Source organism: Paracoccus bogoriensis (assembly GCF_019431455.1).
Taxonomy (GTDB): domain Bacteria; phylum Pseudomonadota; class Alphaproteobacteria; order Rhodobacterales; family Rhodobacteraceae; genus Paracoccus; species Paracoccus bogoriensis.
In genome coordinates, this window is record NZ_JAHYSR010000001.1 from 81,040 (window position 1) to 100,111 (window position 19,072).

At 66.4% G+C, this 19,072-nt stretch carries 23 protein-coding genes; 8 read left to right on the forward strand and 15 right to left on the reverse strand.

All coding sequences use genetic code 11. The features are described 5' to 3' along the window. Positions 1-3: 3 nt before the first annotated feature. From urtB to KY389_RS00445, 12 genes are all read right to left on the reverse strand, one after another. Complete coding sequence (gene urtB / locus KY389_RS00390; protein ID WP_219828861.1) at positions 4-1,884, reverse strand: urea ABC transporter permease subunit UrtB; 1,881 nt, start codon at positions 1,882-1,884, stop codon at positions 4-6. 102 nt (positions 1,885-1,986) lie between these two features. Continuing rightward, positions 1,987-3,270 (reverse strand): urea ABC transporter substrate-binding protein, encoded by a 1,284-nt coding sequence (gene urtA / locus KY389_RS00395; RefSeq protein ID WP_219828732.1) that lies wholly within the window; start codon positions 3,268-3,270, stop codon positions 1,987-1,989. A gap of 184 nt (positions 3,271-3,454) precedes the next feature. Further along, a complete protein-coding gene (gene ureG / locus KY389_RS00400; protein ID WP_219828733.1) occupies positions 3,455-4,078 on the reverse strand; it encodes an urease accessory protein UreG in 624 nt (207 codons plus the stop codon). Continuing rightward, complete coding sequence (locus KY389_RS00405) at positions 4,075-4,818, reverse strand: urease accessory protein UreF (protein WP_246587862.1); 744 nt, start codon at positions 4,816-4,818, stop codon at positions 4,075-4,077. The genes ureG and KY389_RS00405 overlap by 4 nt, the downstream gene beginning before the upstream one ends. Further along, complete coding sequence (locus tag KY389_RS00410; protein WP_219828734.1) at positions 4,703-5,227, reverse strand: urease accessory protein UreE; 525 nt, start codon at positions 5,225-5,227, stop codon at positions 4,703-4,705. The genes KY389_RS00405 and KY389_RS00410 overlap by 116 nt, the downstream gene beginning before the upstream one ends. A 14-nt stretch (positions 5,228-5,241) precedes the next feature. Further along, entirely contained in the window at positions 5,242-6,927 is a 1,686-nt protein-coding gene (ureC, locus tag KY389_RS00415; RefSeq protein ID WP_219828735.1) for an urease subunit alpha, read from the reverse strand. Further along, positions 6,924-7,229, reverse strand: a complete 306-nt coding sequence (locus tag KY389_RS00420) for an urease subunit beta (protein WP_219828736.1) — start codon at positions 7,227-7,229, stop codon at positions 6,924-6,926. The genes ureC and KY389_RS00420 overlap by 4 nt, the downstream gene beginning before the upstream one ends. Position 7,230: 1 nt before the next feature. Then, positions 7,231-7,800, reverse strand: coding sequence for a HupE/UreJ family protein (locus tag KY389_RS00425; RefSeq protein ID WP_219828737.1), 570 nt, complete (start codon positions 7,798-7,800; stop codon positions 7,231-7,233). Beyond that, positions 7,797-8,111, reverse strand: a complete 315-nt coding sequence (locus KY389_RS00430) for an urease subunit gamma (protein WP_219828738.1) — start codon at positions 8,109-8,111, stop codon at positions 7,797-7,799. The genes KY389_RS00425 and KY389_RS00430 overlap by 4 nt, the downstream gene beginning before the upstream one ends. A gap of 3 nt (positions 8,112-8,114) precedes the next feature. Beyond that, entirely contained in the window at positions 8,115-8,930 is an 816-nt protein-coding gene (locus tag KY389_RS00435) for an urease accessory protein UreD (protein WP_219828739.1), read from the reverse strand. 163 nt (positions 8,931-9,093) lie between these two features. After that, positions 9,094-9,858: a GNAT family N-acetyltransferase gene (locus KY389_RS00440; RefSeq protein ID WP_219828740.1), complete on the reverse strand. Its 765-nt coding sequence runs from the start codon at positions 9,856-9,858 to the stop codon at positions 9,094-9,096. Between the two features lie 99 nt (positions 9,859-9,957). Continuing rightward, positions 9,958-11,055, reverse strand: coding sequence for an AI-2E family transporter (locus tag KY389_RS00445; protein ID WP_219828741.1), 1,098 nt, complete (start codon positions 11,053-11,055; stop codon positions 9,958-9,960). 181 nt (positions 11,056-11,236) lie between these two features. On the opposite strand from KY389_RS00445, the gene ndk reads away from it, so the two are divergent. The 5 genes from ndk (at position 11,237) to dps (ending at position 14,538) form a co-directional block, all read left to right on the forward strand. Next, the gene (gene ndk / locus KY389_RS00450; RefSeq protein WP_219828742.1) at positions 11,237-11,659 is read left to right on the forward strand and encodes a nucleoside-diphosphate kinase; all 423 of its coding nucleotides are present in this window, start codon (positions 11,237-11,239) and stop codon (positions 11,657-11,659) included. 138 nt (positions 11,660-11,797) lie between these two features. Further along, positions 11,798-12,724: an ACP S-malonyltransferase gene (gene fabD / locus KY389_RS00455; RefSeq protein WP_219828743.1), complete on the forward strand. Its 927-nt coding sequence runs from the start codon at positions 11,798-11,800 to the stop codon at positions 12,722-12,724. Between the two features lie 61 nt (positions 12,725-12,785). Next, complete coding sequence (gene fabG / locus KY389_RS00460) at positions 12,786-13,523, forward strand: 3-oxoacyl-ACP reductase FabG (RefSeq protein ID WP_219828744.1); 738 nt, start codon at positions 12,786-12,788, stop codon at positions 13,521-13,523. Between the two features lie 171 nt (positions 13,524-13,694). Then, on the forward strand, positions 13,695-13,928 hold the full coding sequence (locus tag KY389_RS00465) for an acyl carrier protein (RefSeq protein WP_111299847.1): 234 nt from the start codon (positions 13,695-13,697) through the stop codon (positions 13,926-13,928). Between the two features lie 133 nt (positions 13,929-14,061). Next, complete coding sequence (gene dps, locus KY389_RS00470) at positions 14,062-14,538, forward strand: DNA starvation/stationary phase protection protein Dps (RefSeq protein WP_219828745.1); 477 nt, start codon at positions 14,062-14,064, stop codon at positions 14,536-14,538. A 15-nt stretch (positions 14,539-14,553) separates the two neighbouring features. On the opposite strand, the gene KY389_RS00475 is transcribed toward dps, so the two are convergent. Then, entirely contained in the window at positions 14,554-15,372 is an 819-nt protein-coding gene (locus KY389_RS00475; RefSeq protein ID WP_219828746.1) for a sulfotransferase family protein, read from the reverse strand. A 160-nt stretch (positions 15,373-15,532) separates the two neighbouring features. Between KY389_RS00475 and KY389_RS00480 the strand changes: the two genes are divergently transcribed. Both KY389_RS00480 and KY389_RS00485 read left to right on the forward strand, forming a co-directional pair. Further along, the gene (locus KY389_RS00480; RefSeq protein ID WP_219828747.1) at positions 15,533-17,110 is read left to right on the forward strand and encodes a DUF5928 domain-containing protein; all 1,578 of its coding nucleotides are present in this window, start codon (positions 15,533-15,535) and stop codon (positions 17,108-17,110) included. Positions 17,111-17,127: 17 nt separating this feature from the next. Next, complete coding sequence (locus tag KY389_RS00485) at positions 17,128-17,508, forward strand: HIT domain-containing protein (RefSeq protein WP_219828748.1); 381 nt, start codon at positions 17,128-17,130, stop codon at positions 17,506-17,508. 20 nt (positions 17,509-17,528) lie between these two features. Here the strand turns inward: KY389_RS00485 and KY389_RS00490 are convergent, their stop codons facing one another. Beyond that, positions 17,529-18,452 (reverse strand): ABC transporter ATP-binding protein, encoded by a 924-nt coding sequence (locus KY389_RS00490; protein WP_219828863.1) that lies wholly within the window; start codon positions 18,450-18,452, stop codon positions 17,529-17,531. A 148-nt stretch (positions 18,453-18,600) separates the two neighbouring features. On the opposite strand from KY389_RS00490, the gene KY389_RS00495 reads away from it, so the two are divergent. Further along, positions 18,601-18,789 carry a zinc-finger domain-containing protein gene (locus KY389_RS00495; protein WP_219828864.1) on the forward strand — a complete coding sequence of 63 codons (189 nt, stop codon included), beginning with the start codon at positions 18,601-18,603 and terminating at the stop codon, positions 18,787-18,789. 61 nt (positions 18,790-18,850) lie between these two features. Here KY389_RS00495 and KY389_RS00500 read toward each other — a convergent pair whose 3' ends face one another. Then, a complete protein-coding gene (locus KY389_RS00500) occupies positions 18,851-19,039 on the reverse strand; it encodes a DUF2256 domain-containing protein (protein ID WP_219828749.1) in 189 nt (62 codons plus the stop codon). Positions 19,040-19,072 lie beyond the last annotated feature (33 nt).

The following is a 19,072-nucleotide window of genomic DNA, read 5'->3' on the forward strand; positions in this document are numbered from 1 at the left end:
GGCTCAGACCTCTGCCGCGCGGCCCTTTTGCGGGATGATCCCGCGGGGCCGGAACTGGATGAAGATGATGATGAACAGGATCATGAAGGTCTGCGCCGCCAGCGTGTTGCTGGGGTTCAGCGATTCGATGACCTTGGACAGCCCGCCGATCAGCGTGGCGCCCGCCAGCGTGCCCCAGATATTGCCGACGCCGCCGACGACAACGGTCATGAAGCTTTGGACGATGTATTGCTGGCCCAGCTCGGACGTGACCTGCGCGAAAAGCCCGATGGCCACCCCCGCGATCCCCGCGATGCCCGACCCAAGGCCGAAGGTCATCATGGCGATCCGGTCGGGATTGATGCCCATGCTGGCCGCCATGCCGGGGTTCTGGGTGACGGCGCGGACCTCCAGCCCCAAGCGCGTGCGCTTCATGATGAACAGGAACAGCGCCAGGAACATCAGCGCCAGCACGAAGATCGCCACCCGGATCGAGCTGATCCCGATCACGTCGTTGATGACGATGGACCCTTCCAGCCATGTGGGCGCCGTCAGGGGCCGGGCCTGGGTGCCGAAGATGTTCTTGGCCAGCTGTTGCAGCGCGATGGAGACCCCGAACGTTGCCAGCAGCGTTTCCAGCGGGCGATGCGCCAGATGGCGGATCACCAGCCGGTAAAGCACCACCCCCGCCCCGAAGGTCACGACAAAGGCCAAAGGCAGCGCCACGATCAGCGACAGCGTGCGGTCCGCGATCAGCGTCTGGACGGTAAAGCCCGTATAGGCGCCCATCATGATGAATTCGCCATGCGCCATGTTGATCACGCGCATCACGCCGAAGGTGATCGCCAGACCGATCGCGGCAAGGAAATAGATCGAGGCCAGCGACAGCGCGTCCAGCGCCAGGTCGATGCCCTGCATCGCGGCCAGACGCACCTGCGCGCGGATCTGCGCGGCCTTGGCGGCATCGGTCACGGCGGGGTCGGGCTCGGCATAGAGGTCAAAGAAGCGGTGCGTCTCCAGCGCCGCGTCGATTTCGGCGGCGGTCGCGGCGGGGGGGACGGCGCCTGCGGCCTCCAGCGCCTCGTAGGCGCGGTCGCGGGCGGTCGGGTCGGAAAGCTGCGCGACGGGGATGCCGCCCACGCTGCCATTCGTGATGTTGGCGACCAGCCGGGCGCGTTGTTCGGCGGGCGTCAGGGCCGGGTCCAGCGCGCCTTCCTGGATCAGCAGCGCAATCGCCGCCTCGCGCGGCAGATCCTTGCTGCCGGGGCTCAGTTCATCGGCGATATTGCCCTGCGGCTCGGTGGTCGAGACGACGCGGCGGGTCGCGAGCAGCGGGTTCAGCGCGGCGCGGAAGTCAAGCCCCACATCGCCGGCCATGTCCTCGATGGCAGCGACGCGGGCGGCACTGTCGGGGTCGTGCCGAATGGTCAGCAGCCGTTCCAGCCGCGCCTTGCGGGCGGCGAGCGCCGGGTCGGGATCGTCCAGTGCGGCCCGCAGCGCGGCCAGCCCCTCGGCATCGGCGCTGCGCGACAGGCTGTCCAGCGCGGCGGCGCGGCGGGCGGGGTCGGGATCGGTCAGCGCACCGGCGGCCAGCGCGGCCTCGATCACGCTGCGCACGCCGGAATTGGGGCGCAGCATCTTCGGATCGCCCGTGACCGGGGCGCCGGTCGCGGCGTCGGTCAGCGCATCGCCATCGGCGATCACCGCGCGTCCGTCCAGCAGGCCCAGCCTGCGGTCGGCCCAGGCCTGCAACAGCGCCAGCCCTTCGGGGCCGGTGGCGGCGATGCTGGCCACCAGAGGCTCGACCGTCCGGCGCGAGGGCTGGTCGATCTGGTCGATATTCTCGGAGATCAGCGTCTCGAGCGCGGGGTTTGCGGCGGCGGGGGCGGCAAGGCCCGCCAGCATCAGCACCGCCAGCAGCGGGGCGATCAGGAAAAACCGGGGCACGCGCGTATCCTTTGGGTCATTCGGCAATCGGGGCGGCGCGATACCGCCCCGCGCAAGCAATCAGTAATTCGACTGGATCTGCACGCAGCTTTCGGTTTCGGTGTTCCACATGCCGCAGCCCTTGCCCGGCCAGTCGGCTTCCAGAACCGCCGATTCCGGCAGGAAGTCGGTCCAGGCATCGCCCGGCACCGGTTCGGTCTGACTGACGATGTCGAACTGCCCGTCGGCGCGGATCTCGCCGATCAGGACGGGCTTGGTCAGGTGGTGGTTGGGCAGGACGGTGGCGGTGCCGCCGGTCAGGTTCGGAACCTCGATGCCCACGATGGCGTCGCGCACGGCGTCCACATCGGTCGTGCCGGCGGCCTCGACGGCGGCGACCCATGCGCTGAAGCCGATCATGGTGGCTTCCATCGGGTCATTGGTCACGCGGCTCGGATCGCCGGTAAAGGCGTGCCAGCCCTGGATGAAGGCGGCGTTCTCGGGCGTGTCCGCCGACTGGAAGTAGTTCCAGGCGGCCAGGTGGCCGACCAGGTTGGTCGTGTCCAGACCGGACAGTTCTTCCTCGCCGACCGAGAAGGCCATGACCGGGATGTCGTCCGAGGAAATCCCCGCCGCTGCCAGTTCCTTGTAGAAGCCCACATTCGCATCGCCGTTGATGGTCGAGACGACGCCGACCTTCTTGCCGCCTGCGCCAAGCGCCACGACATCGGCCACGATCCGCGACCAGTCGGAATGACCGAACGGCGTGTAGTTCACGAAGATGTCCTCGGCGGCAACGCCCTTCGATTTCAGATAGGCGTCAAGGATGTTGTTCGTGGTGCGCGGATAAACGTAGTCGGTTCCCAGAAGCGCCCAGCTTTCGACGCCCAGTTCCTCCATCATGTAATCGACGGCCGGGATCGCCTGCTGGTTCGGCGCGGCGCCGGTATAGATCACGTTGCGCGAGGATTCCTCGCCCTCGTATTGCACCGGATAGAACAGCAGGCCGTTCAGTTCCTCGATCACGGGCAGCACGGCCTTGCGGCTGACGCTGGTCCAGCAGCCGAAGATCACATCAACATTGCTGACGGTCAGCAATTCGCGCGCCTTTTCCGCAAAGAGCGGCCAGTCCGAGGCCGGGTCCACGACCACGGCCTCCAACGGGCGGCCCAGCACGCCGCCCTTGGCGTTCTGCTGTTCCACCATCATCAGGACGGTGTCCTTCAGCGTCGTTTCCGAAATCGCCATCGTGCCGGACAGCGAATGCAGCACGCCGATCCTGATCGGCTCGCCTTCCTGCGCATGGGCCATGCCAGCCAGCGCAAGGGCGCTGGTCGTCATCAGCAATCGCGTTGTCTTGATCATCGTCAAACTCCCCCGGTCTGGCCGGATGTCCCTGTTGTCCCTGTGGAAGGCAGCGCCTTCGCAGATGCAGAAAAATCGCAAATCGGGCAGATGAATAGGATTCGGGCAGGGCGGGGGCGGGTCGCGCAGGCTTTGGCGCGGCGGCAGGCATCGCCAGAGGCAGATGCCTGCCGCAGGGGCAGTTTCAGGCCGCGCGGGGCGTCAGACCGCCCTGTTCGATCAGGAAATCGACGATCTGCTGCACGCCATGGCCGTGGCGCAGCTGCGCCATCACGACCGGACGCGGACCGCGTGCATCCCGTGCGTCCTTTTCAAGCTGCACGGGATCGACGCCCACATGCGGTGCCAGATCGGTCTTGTTCACCACCAGAAGGTCGGATCGCGCAAGGCCCGGGCCACGTTTGCGTGGAATGTCCTGCCCCGCCGCCGTGTCGATCACATAGATCGTCAGATCCGCCAGTTCCGGGCTGAAGGTCGCGGCCAGGTTGTCGCCCCCCGATTCGATCAGGACCAGGTCCAGATCGGGAAAGGTCTCGGTCAGATCGGCGATGGCCGCCAGGTTGATGCTGGCATCCTCGCGGATGGCGGTATGGGGGCAGCCGCCGGTCTCGACTCCGCGGATGCGGTCTGCGGGCAGCACCTGGGCGCGCATCAGCGCCTCGGCATCCTCGCGGGTATAGATGTCGTTGGTGACGACGGCCATGGAGAGGCGTGGCGCCAGGGCGCGGGCAATCTGTTCGGTCAGCGTCGTCTTGCCGGCGCCGACGGGGCCGCCGATGCCGACACGCAGGGGTCCGTTAAGGCTCATGAGCGAAAAATCCTTGTGGTCATGGTTTCGTGGCGCATGGCGGCGATATCTGCACCCCAGGTCGCGCTGGCAAGCGCGTCCTGATCGGCCGTCGCGGCCCATTCGGCGCGCGCCAGGATGCCGGGCCGCATCGCGGCCAGCAGGCGCTGCCCCTGCAATGGCCCAAGCGGCATGAAGCGCACCGCCGCGCTGATCAGACCCGTCGCCTGCGTCAGCAGCCAGGCTGCGACGATTTCGGGGCGAGGCAAGGGCAGGGCGGCGCAGGCCCGCCCAAAGGCCACCGGCAGCGTCAGGGGCGGCAGGTCCGCCCCGGTCAGTGCGGCCAGGCTGGCGGTCAGGGCGGCGCCCTGTTCCTGCGTCTCGGTCAGGCGCTGGCAGGTCAGGCAGGCGGCGCGGGCCAGATCGTCCAGGCCCTCGTGATCCGCCCCGGGCCGCAGCGCCAGTGCCACCAGCAGCGCGTCGGCGCGCCCGGTCCCGTGATCCAGCCAATCGGCCAGCCAGACGGGCAGCGTCGTCCGCGTCACCGCGCCCTGATCCATCGCCCATTCCAGCCCTTGCGACCAGGCAAAACCACCCACCGGAAAGGCGGGCGACAGGATCTGTTGCAGGAACAACCGCGCCGCCTCAGGCGTGGCTATGGGCGCGGTCGTCATGGTGGTGATGGCGATGACCATTGGCATGGTGATGGCCATCGCCACGGCCTCGGTCAGGCCCGTGATCATGGCCGAAGGTGCGGCCATGGCCATAGGCGCCGCCTTCGGGACGGAAGGGCAATTCCTTGCGGCAGATCTCGGCGCCCAGTTTCGTCAACATCGCTTCCAGCACGTGATCCTGTCGGATGATCAGGCGATCGGCCTCGATCCGGCAGGGGGTGTGCCGGTTGCCGATATGCCAAGCCAGCCGGGCCAGATGGCCGCGGATGACCAGGACCGGCTCGGGCGCGGCACGCACGGCGATCATGCGGCCGTCCGACAGCTCGAAGGCGTCGCCATCTTCGACGCTGGTGACTTCGGGCAGATCCACCAGAAAGTCGCCACCCTCGCAGGGCAGACGCTTGCGGCGCAGCAGGCGGCTTTCATAGTCCAGCGAGACCGTTGCGTCAAAGGGGCCGGGGGCGTTGCGGATAATGGCATGTGCGGTTGCAATCATGGAAAAGTCCTCCCTCAGAAGAGGAAATAGCGCTGAGCCAGCGGCAGTTCCGTCGCAGGCTCGCAGGTTAACAATTGTCCATCCGCGCGGACCTCGTAGGTCTCGGGATCGACTTCGATAACGGGCATCGCGTCGTTCAGTTGCATGTCGGCCTTGCCGATGTCGCGGGTGTTTTCCACCGCGATCAGCGTCTTGGAAAGGCCGCCCGCCGCCCCGGCCTCCAGCCCCGCCTTCGACAGGAACAACGCCGAGGCGCGCCCCGTATGCCCCCACATCGGGCGCGAAAAGATCGGCTGCACCGGGATCGAGCCGTTGGGATCGCCCATCTGCGCCACGCTGATCTGCCCGCCGACCAGCACCATGTCCGGCTTGGCGGCAAAGAAGGCGGGCGACCACAGCACCAGATCGGCGCGCTTGCCCGGCGTGATCGAGCCGATATGGGCACTGACCCCATGCGCGATGGCCGGGTTGATCGTGTATTTAGCGATATAGCGGCGGGCGCGCAGGTTGTCGTTCTGGCCCTGTTCGCCCTCCAACCGACCGCGCTGCTGGCGCATCTTGGACGCGGTCTGCCACGTCCGGGTGATGACCTCGCCGATGCGCCCCATCGCCTGGCTGTCCGAGGAAATCACGCTGAATGCGCCCAGATCGTGCAGGATATCCTCGGCGGCGATGGTCTCCTTGCGGATGCGGGATTCCGCGAAGGCCACGTCCTCGGGCACACGGCGGTCGAGGTGGTGGCAGACCATCAGCATGTCGAGATGCTCTTCAACCGTGTTCGCCGTATAGGGGCGCGTGGGGTTGGTGGAGGATGGCAGCACATTCGCCATGCCCACCATGCGGATGATGTCGGGGGCGTGGCCGCCGCCCGCGCCTTCGGTGTGATAGGCGTGGATGGTGCGCCCGCCGATGGCGGCCATCGTGTCCTCGACAAAGCCCGATTCGTTCAGCGTGTCGGTGTGGATCATCACCTGCACGTCCATCGCATCGGCAACCGTCAGGCAGGTGTCGATGGCCTTGGGCGTGGTGCCCCAATCCTCGTGCAGCTTCAGCGCGCAGGCGCCGGCGCGGATCTGTTCCTCGAGCGGCGCGGCAAGGCTGGCATTTCCCTTGCCCGCGATGCCGATATTGACCGGCAACTCGGCGCAGGCCTCCAGCATCCGGGCGATGTGCCATGGCCCCGGCGTGCAGGTCGTGGCCAGCGTGCCATGCGCGGGGCCGGTGCCGCCGCCCAGAAGGGTCGTGACGCCCGAATGCAGCGCGTGGTCCACCTGCTGCGGGCAGATGTAGTGGATGTGACAGTCGAAGCCGCCCGGCGTCAGGATGCGGCCCTCGCCCGCGATGATCTCGGTGCCGGGGCCGATGATGAGGGTGACGCCGGGCTGCGTGTCGGGGTTGCCGGCCTTGCCGATGCCCGCGATGCGCCCGTCGCGGATGCCGACATCGGCCTTGACGATGCCCTGATGGTCGAAGACGATGACGCCGGTGATGACCGTGTCCATCGCGCCGCCCGCGCGCGTGACCTGGGACTGGCCCATGCCGTCGCGGACGACCTTGCCGCCGCCGAACTTGACCTCTTCGCCCGGGATGGTCAGGTCGCGTTCGACCTCGATGATGATTTCGGTATCGGCCAGGCGGATGCGGTCGCCCGTGGTCGGACCGTAGAGCGCCGCGTAATCGGCGCGGGTCAGCGTCGTCACAGCGCACCCCCGATCCGGCCGCGAAAGCCGTGCACGATCCGGTCGCCCGCATAGGCCACCAGCGTCACCTCGCGCGACTGGCCGGGCTCGAACCGGATGGCGGTGCCTGCGGGGATGGCCAGGCGCATACCGCGCGCGGCCTCGCGGTCGAAGGCCAGCGCGGCGTTGGTCTCGGCGAAATGATAATGGCTGCCGACCTGGATGGGCCGGTCGCCGGTATTGGCCACCATCAGCGTGACCGTCGCGCGGCCTGCGTTCAGGGCGATGGTGCCAGGGGCGGGAAAGACCTCTCCGGGGATCATGTCACGCCACCGCCAGCGCGAAGCCCGCCAGCGCGGTGCCGCCGCCCAGAACGCGCAGCTCCAGCCCCCGCGACAGCAGGCGACCGAAACCGATGCCCGCCAGATGCAGCGCCAGGGTCGCCAGCGCAAAGCCTGCCGCATAGAGGGGCAGACCCGTCGCCGGACCCTCGGCCCCATGCGCCCAGCCATGGGCCGCGCCAAAGACCGCGACCATCGGCAGCAGCGCCGCCATCGGCAGGCGCGCGGCCATCGCCACCAGCACGCCCAGGATCACGACCGAGGCGAGGATCATCGGCTCGACCGCCGGAAACCCCATGCCGCCCGCGCCCATCGCGCCGCCCGCCAGCATCGCGCCGATAAAGGTCAAGGGCAGCGCCCAGACCGCGCGCCCGCCCATCTGCGCGGCCAGAAGGCCAAGCGCGACCATCGCCAGCAGGTGATCGGCCCCGCCGATCGGGTGCATCAGGCCGTGCAGGAACTGGCCCTGATCGTGGACATGGCCGGGATGGGCCAGCGCGGCCGAGGGCAGAAGCCACGCGGCAAGGACAAGCGGTGTGATCTGGCGTTTCATTCTGCGGCCTCGCGGATGGGGTGGTGGACGGTGACCAGCTTGGTGCCGTCGGGAAAGGTCGCCTCGACCTGGACGGATTCGATCATGGCGGGGATGCCGGGCATACATTGATCGGCGCGGATCACATGCGCGCCCGCCTGCATCAGGTCAGCGACGCTGCGCCCGTCGCGCGCGCCCTCGACCACGAAATCGGTAATCAGCGCGATGGCCTCGGGGTGGTTCAACTTGACGCCGCGCGCCAAGCGGCTGCGCGCTACCATGGCGGCGACCGAGACCAGCAGCTTTTCGCGTTCACGGGGGGTAAGGTTCATGGCTCAGACCTGCCAGATGCGGGGAAGGGGATCGGGGCGCAGGGCGCGCAGCAATCTGTTGATCTGCCGCCGCAGGGGCCAGCCGTCGGCCGCCAGCAGGCGGATGACCAAACGACCGGGGGGCGCGCTGGCGGCGGCGGTGACGCCGGGCTCGGCCAGCGCGGCGCGGGCGGCGGCCAACAGGTCCGGCGCATGGGGCGCGATCATGGCCAGCGTCGCCATGGCGGGTGCGCCGCCGGTCATCGCCGCGCTGGTCATACGGGCCAGCGCGTCATCATCCAGCGCCAGCGCGTCGTGATGGATGACACGGCCCCCGCGGCGGACCACGCGGCGGTCGCGCAGATGCAGGTGCCTGGGGCTTTCGCCCATGGCCAGACGGCCCAGCACGATCATCTCCAGAAGCAGGCAGCCCGCATCCGGGGCCAGATCGACGGTCGTGTCGCGCTCCAGCCGGGTGCCGTCATAGAGGATCGTCTCTTGCGGCAGCCAGTCCAGCCAGGCGCCCGTGCCGAGATTCAGCGCGATCTCGGCACGGGCGGGGGCGGCTTCGGCACGATAGGCGCGTTCGGCCGTCTGGGTGGTGGCCAGCGCGCGGGTCCCCGCCCGCAGATCCACCGCGAAACGCAGCCGGTCGCCCGAGGCCAGCCCCCCGGATGTGTTCAGAAAGACGATCTCGGGCAGGCCCGCAGTCATGCGCGGCAGCATCGCCTTGGCCGAGCCGCGCTGCGAAAGGTCGATCAGCCCGCGCGCGCCCATGACCACATGCGCGGCACCGTGGCTGCGCTGCATGAGGGGTGCGGGATCGGTCCTGTCGAACATGAGGGCAAGGGGCGCCCGGCAGAACGCGAGGTCAACAGTCGGGGCCGCGCCATGTGCCTGCGCGACGGGCAGGGCGGACCGCTCTGCCCGATTTCGCGGCGACATGCCTGCGCCGCAGGCGGTGCGATAACGGAAACTGGTGCGATCCGAGGCAGTAGCGGCCTCAGGCCGGACGCTCGGCCAAGGCGTGCAGCAGGCGGCGGCGCGCCGGCGGGATCGTGCGAATCTCAAGCCCTGTAAAGACGTGCATCGTCCGCAGCGCCGGATCGACGACCGCGTGATCGCTGACCCAACCCCCCATCGCCAGATAGCTGCGCAGCAAAGGCGGCATCGCGGCCATGGCGCGCCGCGCATCGGGCTTGCGCAGGCGGAAGGCGCGGGCAAAGCGGAAAACACGCGGCGCCTTGACGCGCGGCCACCAGCGGCGCGGGGCCAGATGGCGTTCCTTGAGCATCACGAAGGCCTCGGCATGGGTCTCGGGCTCGCAGCCGATGAAGCTGGAACAGCCGAACAGCATCTCGATTCCGCTTTCCTCGACGAAGCGGGTCATGGCCGCCCATGCGATGCGCACGATGTCGGGGTCGTGGTGGTCGGGGTGGGTGCAGAAGCGCCCTATCTCGACCATGGGGCCGTCGAATCCCTCCAGCGCGCGCAGGTCGTAGAATTGCGCCGAATAGCTGCGCGCGATCTGCGAGCCGTCGGCCAGCGGCAGGAAGCGGAAGCAGCAGACCAGTGCGCCGGTGGCCACATCCTCGACCAGCATGTGGCGGCATTCCGCGTCCATCCCGTCGCTGTCCAGGGCCTGCCCGTCATCGGGAACGCCGTTGCGCCCGTGAAAGCACAGCCAGCGCAGGCGTTGTGCGCTCCGCAGGTCGTTGTCATCCTGCGCCAGTCGCGCCCGGTAACGGCCTCTGAGGATCGGCTGCATCCCTGTCACCCTTGGTGAGTCCGACGCCAGGTTAGCCTATCCATGTGTCACAATCACGAAACCGTCAACCTTCGGCACGCCGCCCTGTCCGCTGCGGCATCAATCCAGGTCGTCGCCCAGCACATCCTCGACATAGGCGCGCTGGATCAGCACGATCAGCACGACCAGAAGGGGCGTGGCCAGCAGCACACCGGCCAGACCGAAGAGGCTGCCGAAGGCCATGATCCCGACGACCGTCAGCGCCGGCGGCAGGCTGACCGCGAATCGCTGGATCAGCGGCAGGATGATCTCGCCGTCGATCAGCTGGATCACGATGAACAGGATCGCCACCTGCAGCGCAAGGTCGAATCCCTGGGTAAAGGCGAACAGCACCGCGATAGCGCCCGAGATGAACGGCCCGATGATCGGGATGATGTTCGTCACCGCCGCGATCAGCGCCAGGATGAAGGCCAGCGGCACATCCAGAAGCCACAGCCCGACCCCCGCCATGATGCCCACGGCCAGCATGTCCAGCGCCTGCCCCCCCAGCCACAGGCCCAGTTTGCCGCCCATCTCGTCCAGGATCGACAAGGCGCGGGCGCGGTGGCGGATCGGCAGCAGGCGAACGGCGCCTGCGCGGTAACGCTCGGCCTCCAACGCAAGATAAAGCGCCACGATCAGCATCAGAAAGACCGACATGATCCCGCCCACCGTTGAATTCACCGCCCCCGAAACGGTGCCGATCAGGTCAGGCAGGCGCTGCGCCATCTCGACGGCGCTGTCGCCCAGATCCGCGCCCTCCTCCATCCGGGCCTGGACGGCCTCGCCCATCGTGGTGCCGGAAAGCCAGCGGTTCAGGGCCTCCCACGAATCGGGAAGCGTGCCGATAAGCTGATCGAACTGTTCGCGGATTGCCGGCCCGGCCAGAGCCGCCACGCCCACGATGGCGCCGATGACCAGCAGCACCACAGCCAGCACGCCGATCTTGATGTTCAGCCCCACCAGCCGGTGCAGGCCACGCGCCCCTGCCCGCAAGGCGACAGCCAGCAGGATCGCGCCGAAGGTCAGCAGCAGCACGTCGGACCAGAACCAGGCCGCCACCGCCAGGAGTGCCAGAAGCAGCGCGGCGATGATCGAGGCCGGTGCGATCGCGCGCTCGGGCGCAGGCTGAGCAGACGGCGCGGGGGCGGGCAGCGCGCGGTCGGGCGTATCGGACATGGGACACCGGGCTTGGGATCTGTTGCCCAGACAAGCCGCCAAGGGGCGCAGGGTTCCCGACAGGCCACGCCTTGCCGGGCGGCACCAAGCCTGTTAACCGGGCGCGGATCGGCGCGGGCGTGACAGCCCGTCCCCCGCAACGTTGCTGAATATGTGACCCCTACAGGACAAGGTGAACATCATGGCCATCGAACGCACGCTTTCCATCATCAAGCCTGACGCGACCCGCCGCAACCTGACCGGCAAGATCAATGCCAAGTTCGAGGAAGCGGGCCTGCGCATCATCGCGCAGAAGCGCATCAAGCTGTCGGCCGAGCAGGCGGGCAAGTTCTACGAGGTCCACAAGGACCGCCCCTTCTATGGCGAACTGGTCGAATTCATGGCCTCGGGGCCGGTCGTGGTGCAGGTTCTGGAAGGCGAAAATGCAATCGCCCGGAACCGCGAAGTGATGGGCGCCACCAACCCGGCCCAGGCAGACGAAGGCACGATCCGCAAGGAATTCGCCCTGTCGGTCGGCGAAAACTCGGTCCATGGCTCGGATGCGCCGGAAACTGCCGCGCAGGAAATCGCCTTTTTCTTCTCGGGGCTGGAACTGGTCGGCTGAGCGCCTGCCGTATCCCGATGACCAAGGGGGCCTTTCGGCCCCCTTTTGTTTGCTTGCGTGCGCAGCGCAGGCGGTCGGTTGCGGCAGGGGCTGCCAGCGGCTATGCCCGTCGGGACGGTTTGATATCAGGGGGGTGCCATGCGGGCATTCGTGTTTCCGGGCCAAGGCGCCCAGTCCATCGGCATGGGCCACGAACTGGCCCAGACCTATCCCGCCGCAAAGGCGGTCTTTGACGAGGTTGACGAGGCGCTTGGCGAAAAGCTGTCCGCGCTGATCTGGGAGGGTGACGCCGAGACGCTGACCCTGACCCGGAATGCCCAGCCCGCATTGATGGCGACCTCGATCGCGGCCATGCGCGCGCTTGAAGCCGAGGGCTTCGGCATCGGTGACGCCGATTTCGTGGCCGGGCATTCGCTTGGCGAATATTCGGCGCTCTGTGCGGCCGGGGCGCTGAGCCTTGCAGACACGGCGCGCCTGCTGCGCCTGCGCGGTCAGGCCATGCAGGAGGCGGTGCCGGTCGGCCTGGGCGCAATGGCCGCGATCCTCGGGCTGGATTTCGAAACGGTGGACCGCATCGCCCGCGACATAAGCGGCGACGAGGTCGTGCAGGCGGCCAATGACAACGATCCGGCGCAGGTGGTCATCTCGGGCCACAAGGGCGCGGTCGAGACCGCTGTCGAGGCGATGAAGGCCGCAGGCGCCAGGCGGGCGCTGATGCTGCCCGTTTCGGCACCGTTCCATTCGGTGCTGATGCAGCCCGCCGCCGCCGTGATGGCCGACGCGCTGGCTGCTGTGGAGATCCAGGCGCCTGCGGTGCCGGTCTTTGCCAATGTCCGCGCCGAGCCCGTGAGCGATCCGGGCGCAATCCGCCGCCTTCTGGTCGAGCAGGTCACTGGCACTGTCCGTTGGCGCGAGAGCGTCGCCAACATGGCGGCCAGCGGCGTCACCGAATTCTGGGAGATCGGGGCCGGAAAGGCGCTGTCGGGCATGATCAGGCGTATCGCCAGGAACGCGGTCGTGTGCAATGTTGGCGCTCCGGCGGATATTGCGGCGCTGAAGCGTTGAGGGCGGACCGGGGCTCTGCCCCGGACCCCGGGGTATTTGGACAACGAAGAAGGGCATCAGGATGTTCGATCTGACGGGAAAGACCGCGCTGGTGACCGGCGCTTCGGGCGGGATCGGCGGCGCGGTCGCCGAGGCGCTGCATCGGGCCGGCGCCACCGTGACGCTGTCGGGCACGCGCGAGGCGCCGCTGCGCGAACTGGCCGAGAGGCTGGGCGAGCGGGCGCATGTGGTGACGGCGAATCTGGGCGATGCGGAATCGGTTCTGGCGCTGCCCAAGGCGGCCGCCGAGGCAATGGGATCGGTCGATATCCTGGTGAACAATGCCGGGATCACACGGGACAACCTGTTCATGCGCATGTCCGACGAAGAATGGGCGCAGGTTCTGGATGTGAACCTGACCAGTGTCTTCAAGCTGTCGCGCGCCGTGCTGCGGGGCATGATGAAGGCGCGTTGGGGGCGGATCGTCAACATCACCTCGGTCGTGGGGGCGACGGGCAATCCGGGGCAGGGCAATTACGCTGCCGCCAAGGCGGGTCTGGTCGGCATGTCGAAATCGCTGGCCCATGAAGTTGCGAGCCGCGGGATCACCGTGAACTGCGTGGCGCCCGGCTTCATCGCGACCGCCATGACCGACAAGCTGAATGACGAGCAGAAGGGTAAGATCCTGACCCAGATCCCCGCCGGGCAGATGGGTAGCCCTGAGGATATCGCCGCTGCCGTCCTGTACCTGGCCAGCCGCGAGGCTGGTTATGTGACTGGCGCCACGCTGCATGTGAATGGCGGCATGGCGATGATCTGAGCCGGGCCAGGCACTCGGCCGTCGCCATGTCCGGTTGCAAAAGCGGTTGCATGAACGTCGCCCGGTGCTATATCCCGGCCCTTGGCAGCAGGGGAGCCGCCCTGTGCTTGAACGTTCCTTTCGGGGGGCGTGCAGAACTTGGGCGGATGCCCGCGACAATGAGGATATGACATGAGCGATATCGCTGATCGCGTGAAGAAGATCGTGGTCGAGCATCTGGGTGTCGATGAGGACAAGGTGGTCGAATCCGCTTCGTTCATCGACGATCTGGGCGCCGACAGCCTCGACACCGTCGAGCTGGTCATGGCTTTCGAGGAGGAGTTCGGGATCGAGATCCCCGATGACGCCGCCGAGACAATCCAGACGGTCGGTGATGCGGTGAACTTCATCAAGGGCGCGGTCTGAAGCCGCGCTGGTCGCGGCTCTGGCCGTGATGACCTGAACGGCGCCCGCCCCGCGAGGCGCCGTTTCTCATGCCGGAACCTGTTCGCGGCCCGCCGTGTTGATGAAGCGGTTCCATCGTAACAGGAGGCGCATCATGCCGGTCAATCTGGAAGGTCTTACCGACAATGCCCGCAAGACGGCCATCGACGAACTGAACGCCCGTCTGGCCGATGGCCTGGCGCTGGCTTTGGCGATCAAGCAGGCGCATTGGAACGTGAAGGGCCGCAACTTCATCGCCATTCATGAACTGTTCGACACGGTGCGAGCCAATCTGGACGCGCATCTGGACGAATTCGCAGAGCGCGTGCAGCAGCTTGACGGCACAGCGCGCGGGACCGCCGAGATCGTGGCCGAGACATCGGCTCTGGAGCCCTATCCGGCCAATCTGACCGCCACCGAAGATCATTTGCGCGAGATCTGTTCCCGGATGCGGGCGCACGGTGCCAATCTGCGCAAGGGTATCGACACTGTAGGCGATGCCGGCGACGAAGCCACCGCAGATATCCTGACCGCGGCCTCGCGCACCGCCGACAAGGATCTGTGGTTCATGGAAAGCCATCTGGAGGCCTGAGCTGGCCACCAGGGCTTACCGGCCCAGTTTGGCGTGAACCTCGTCCAGATCGACCTCTCCCAGCGGCATCTTGTTGTCGGGATCGTCGAAATCGTAGCGGAAAAGCTGGAAATCGTCCTTGTAGATTTCCCAGATCAGGTGACGCGAGAGGTCATCGAAGTAATCGCTGACCTTGTGCGCGCGTCTGGGGCCATGGCCTTCGGATTCGTTGAAACGTGGAACCTCGGTCAGGTCCAGCTTGACCGGGGTTTCAGCCGCGTCCAGAACCTTGGCCATGCCGTCGTTGAATGCTTCGGTGAAGAAGATCTGGTCGTAGCGGCCGCCATTCACGATGAAGGTCGAGATATGGCCAGACATGGAGGACCAGTGGATGTCCGGCTCCATCGGTTTGCGAAAGCGGATCGTGTCGCGCGCGAACAGGAGAAAGCGCCGGAAGCTGGCGATCTGGTCGAAGTCGAAGCCGTTTTCGGGACTGCCCACGTCAATACCGTAGCGCTGGATCAATTGCGGCACGAGGTTGCCGCGGTAGCGCCGGCCATTGCGCTGGATGCCCGCGATCTTGTCGAAGAACGAGGACAGGATGCGCGCGTAAGGGTTGCGCACGCAGGTGAATGTCACCGCCTCGCCGGCATGGACCGCGCGTTCGATCGGCGCCTGGCTGTGATCCTGAGCCCATTTGTGCAGGCCTTCGGTGCTGTCGTGGATGTCGCCGTCAAAAAACCGTCCGTGATCCGAATAGAACATGATCTGTCCGATGGTCGAGCAGGCGCATTTCGGCACCACCCGATAGATCATGCTTTCGCTTTCCGTCATCCAGACGCCGGGAAAACCCATGCTGCCCCCATTCCGCACCCGGGCCTTGGGCGAACCGCCACCGGCTGCTGCCTTGCTTGCCCCACTGGCAAAAACGTTTACACAGACAAAGCAAAACCGGACGCGTTTTTCAACGCTTTACGTCGATCTGTCGCGAAACAACCAGAGCCCGGTCTGCCTCATGGTCCGCATCGCCTTCATTCTTCTGACCCACAAGGATCCGCAGGGCGTGGTCGAGCAGGCAAGGCGCCTGACCTCGACCGGAGATTTCGTGGCGATCCATTTCGACAAGCGCGCGCCGCGGGCGATGTATCAGCAGTTGCGCGATGCGCTTGAGGATCACCCCAATGTTGTCTTTGCGCCACGCCGGCTGAAATGCGGTTGGGGCGAATGGTCGCTGGTCGCCGCCAGTCTCGAGGCGCTGAGGGCGGCCGAGGCCGCCTTTCCCCAGGCCACGCATTTCTACATGCTGTCGGGCGATTGCATGCCCATCAAATCGGCGGAATTTGCCCGCAATTTTCTGGATGGCGAGGATTGCGACTATATCGAAAGTTTCGATTTCTTCAAAAGCGACTGGATCAAGACAGGCTTCAAGGAGGAACGCCTGATCTATCGGCACTGGTTCAACGAACGCACCCAGAAATGGCTGTTCTATACCAGCTTTGCCATCCAGAAGCGACTTGGCCTGACCCGCAGGATCCCCGAGGATCTGCAGGTCAGGATCGGGTCGCAATGGTGGTGCCTGCGCCGCCGAACGGTCGAGACGATCCTGGAACTGGTGCGTCAGCGCCCCGAGATCACGCGCTTCTTCGCAACGACCTGGATCCCCGACGAGACGTTTTTCCAGACCTTGGTCGCCCATGTCGTGCCGCGCACGCAGATCAGGACGCGCACACTGACCTTTCTGATCTTTACCGATTACGGGATGCCGGTGACGTTCTACAACGACCATTATGACCTGCTTTTGCGCCAGAACTACCTGTTTGCCCGCAAGATCAGCCCCGAGGCGCTGGACCTTCGTGCCAGGCTGGGCGCGCTGTGGCAAGCCGAGGGTCAGGATTTCGCCATCACCGCAGAGGGGCGCAAGCTGTTCGATTTTCTCGTCGGGCGCGGGCGCATCGGGCGGCGGTTCGCGCCTCGGTTCTGGGAAACCGATGGCTCGCTTGGCGCGGGGCGAAAGCTGACGATCGTCGTGGCGAAGAAATGGCATGTCGCCAAGCGTCTGACCGAAAGGTTGCGCGCGCTGACCGACATTCCGGCGGTCGATTATCTGTTCAATGAACAAGAGGCGAACCTGCCCGATACCGGCGGTATTGCGAATACCCTGGCCAAGCGCGAACGCCATCGCAAGGCGCTGATCAAGCTGCTCTTCGATCAGTTCGAAAGCGACCGGCTGGTGCTCTGCGCGGACCCTTCGGCGCTGAGCCTCATCACGGATCTGGTGAATGACCGCGCCCGGGTCGGGGTGCTGTTTCTGGATTGCGACTTTGATGAAGCCTATCTGCGCGGCCATATGGCGCGGGTCGGCCTGGTCAGCGAGACCGCGCCGGAAGCGCTCATCGCCCGCCTTCTGCCTATCGTGAAACGCGATCTGGAATACGAGGCCGAGCGGCTGCGAGACAGTGATTTTCCGCTTTTCGCGTCGGTCTCGGCGGGGGCATCGGCCGATGAGAACGCTGCCGCCATCGCGCGCATCCTGGACCTGCCCGAGCCCTTGGCCCGTGAACTGGCCGAGACGCCTTATCTCTTTGCCGATTGAAGAAAGGAACGACACCCATGCCCGCTTATGACGACAGCAATATCTTTGCCCGCATCCTGCGCGGAGAGATTCCTGCAACCCGGGTGGCCGAGAATGATCACGCTCTGGCCTTCCGCGACATCGCACCCCGTGCGCCGACCCATGTGCTGGTGATCCCCAAGCGCGCCTATGTCGATTTCGCCGATTTTGCCGCGAATGCGGGCGCAGACGAGATCACGGGCTTCATGCGGCTCTGCGCCGAGGTCTGCGCGGCCGAGGGGGTCGATCCGGCCTCGGGCGGGAAAGGATTCCGCGCGATCACCAATGCCGGGCCGGACGGTGTTCAGGAAGTGCCGCATTTCCACCTGCACATCATCGGCGGACGCATGACCGGCCCGATGCTGAGCCTGCGCGACTGATCCGGGCGGCGCGGCCGGCACTAGCGGCTGGTCAGTTCGACGAAGACCTGTTCCAGGTCGGGCTGCTCGGTCGCCACGTCGATGATCGGGATGCCCGCGCCGCGCAGCAGGTCGATGATCCGGTCGGCCCTGAGCCGCGAGGGCGGATAGAAGACCGCCAGCCGCCCGTCGCTGCGCCACTCGGCCCGGACGCCTTCGGGCAGGTCGGGCAAATCGACGGGGCCGCCCGTGTCCATCACCAGCGTCTTGCCGTCGGTCCGAGCGAGAAGGTCGCGCGTGGGCTGGCGGATGACCAGTTCGCCATGGTTGATGATGGCAATTTCGTCGCACATCTGTTCGGCTTCCTCGAGGTAATGCGTGGTCAGGATGATCGTCATGCCCTGCCGGTTGAGTTCGCGCACATTCGCCCAGAGCATCTGGCGCAGGGTGATGTCCACCCCTGCCGTCGGTTCGTCCAGGACCAGGATCTGGGGGCGGTGGACCAGTGCCTTGGCCAGCAGAAGCCGTCTTTTCATGCCCCCCGAAAGGTTGCGCGCATAGGCGCCCGCCTGATCGGTCAGCCCCACCATTGCCAGAAGTTCATCCGTCCAACGTTCGGATTTGGGAACGCCATAAAGGCCGGCCTGCACTTCGAGGCTGGCGCGGGGTGTGAAGAACGGGTCCATGTTCAGTTCCTGCGGCATCACCCCGATGGCGGCGCGGGACTGGCGCGGGTTCACGTCCTGGTCGAAGCCCCAGATGCTGACGCGCCCGGCGGTTTTGGTGACAAGGCCAGCCAGAATGTTGATCAGCGTGGACTTGCCCGCGCCATTGGGGCCAAGCAGGCCGAAGATGCTGCCCGCGGGGATCGTCAGGTCGATGCCCTTCAGCGCTTCCTTGGCGGGGGCGCCCCCCTGGGCGGCATAGGTCTTGCGCAGACCCTCGATCTGGATGGCGTGGCTCATGGTCTCGGACTTGCAATGCTTGCGGTGGCAGGCCGGGCTGCGATAGTGAAGGTTAGACCAGATGATGCAAGCCGCCACAAGAAGGCCAGCCATGACCCTGCACATGACGCCCGAAAACTCGCTTTCGACCGAGACGGGCCCCGAGGCCCTGAAGATCCCCGCCCCCGTCACCCAGGTCGTGACGCGCTGGCGGGTGTGCTGCGATGGCGACGATGCGGCCGGTCTGGGCCATCCCCGCGTCTGGCTGGCGATCAGCCCCGAGACGGGTTTTGTCGATTGCGGCTATTGCGACAAGCGTTTCGTGATCGACCGCGACCACGCCCAGGGCGACCACTGACTGTCGGGGCGCGACATTCCGTCCCGTCCCGGCACGGATCTCGGGCCCCGTCGAGGGGCCCTCAATCCGGGGCGGCCGTGCCGCCCGGCGCGGCCCTCGTGTCCTTGCGCTTAGATTTGGACCGGCACCTGTCCGAGCAATAACGCACCCGATCCCAATCGCGCTTCCATTTCTTGCGCCAGGTGAACGGCAGCCCGCAGGTGGCGCAGGTCTTTTGCGGAAGGTCTGACTTGCGGCGCATCCTTGCCATGTTCTGTCCCGGGTGGCTGGCGAAATCCGGCGG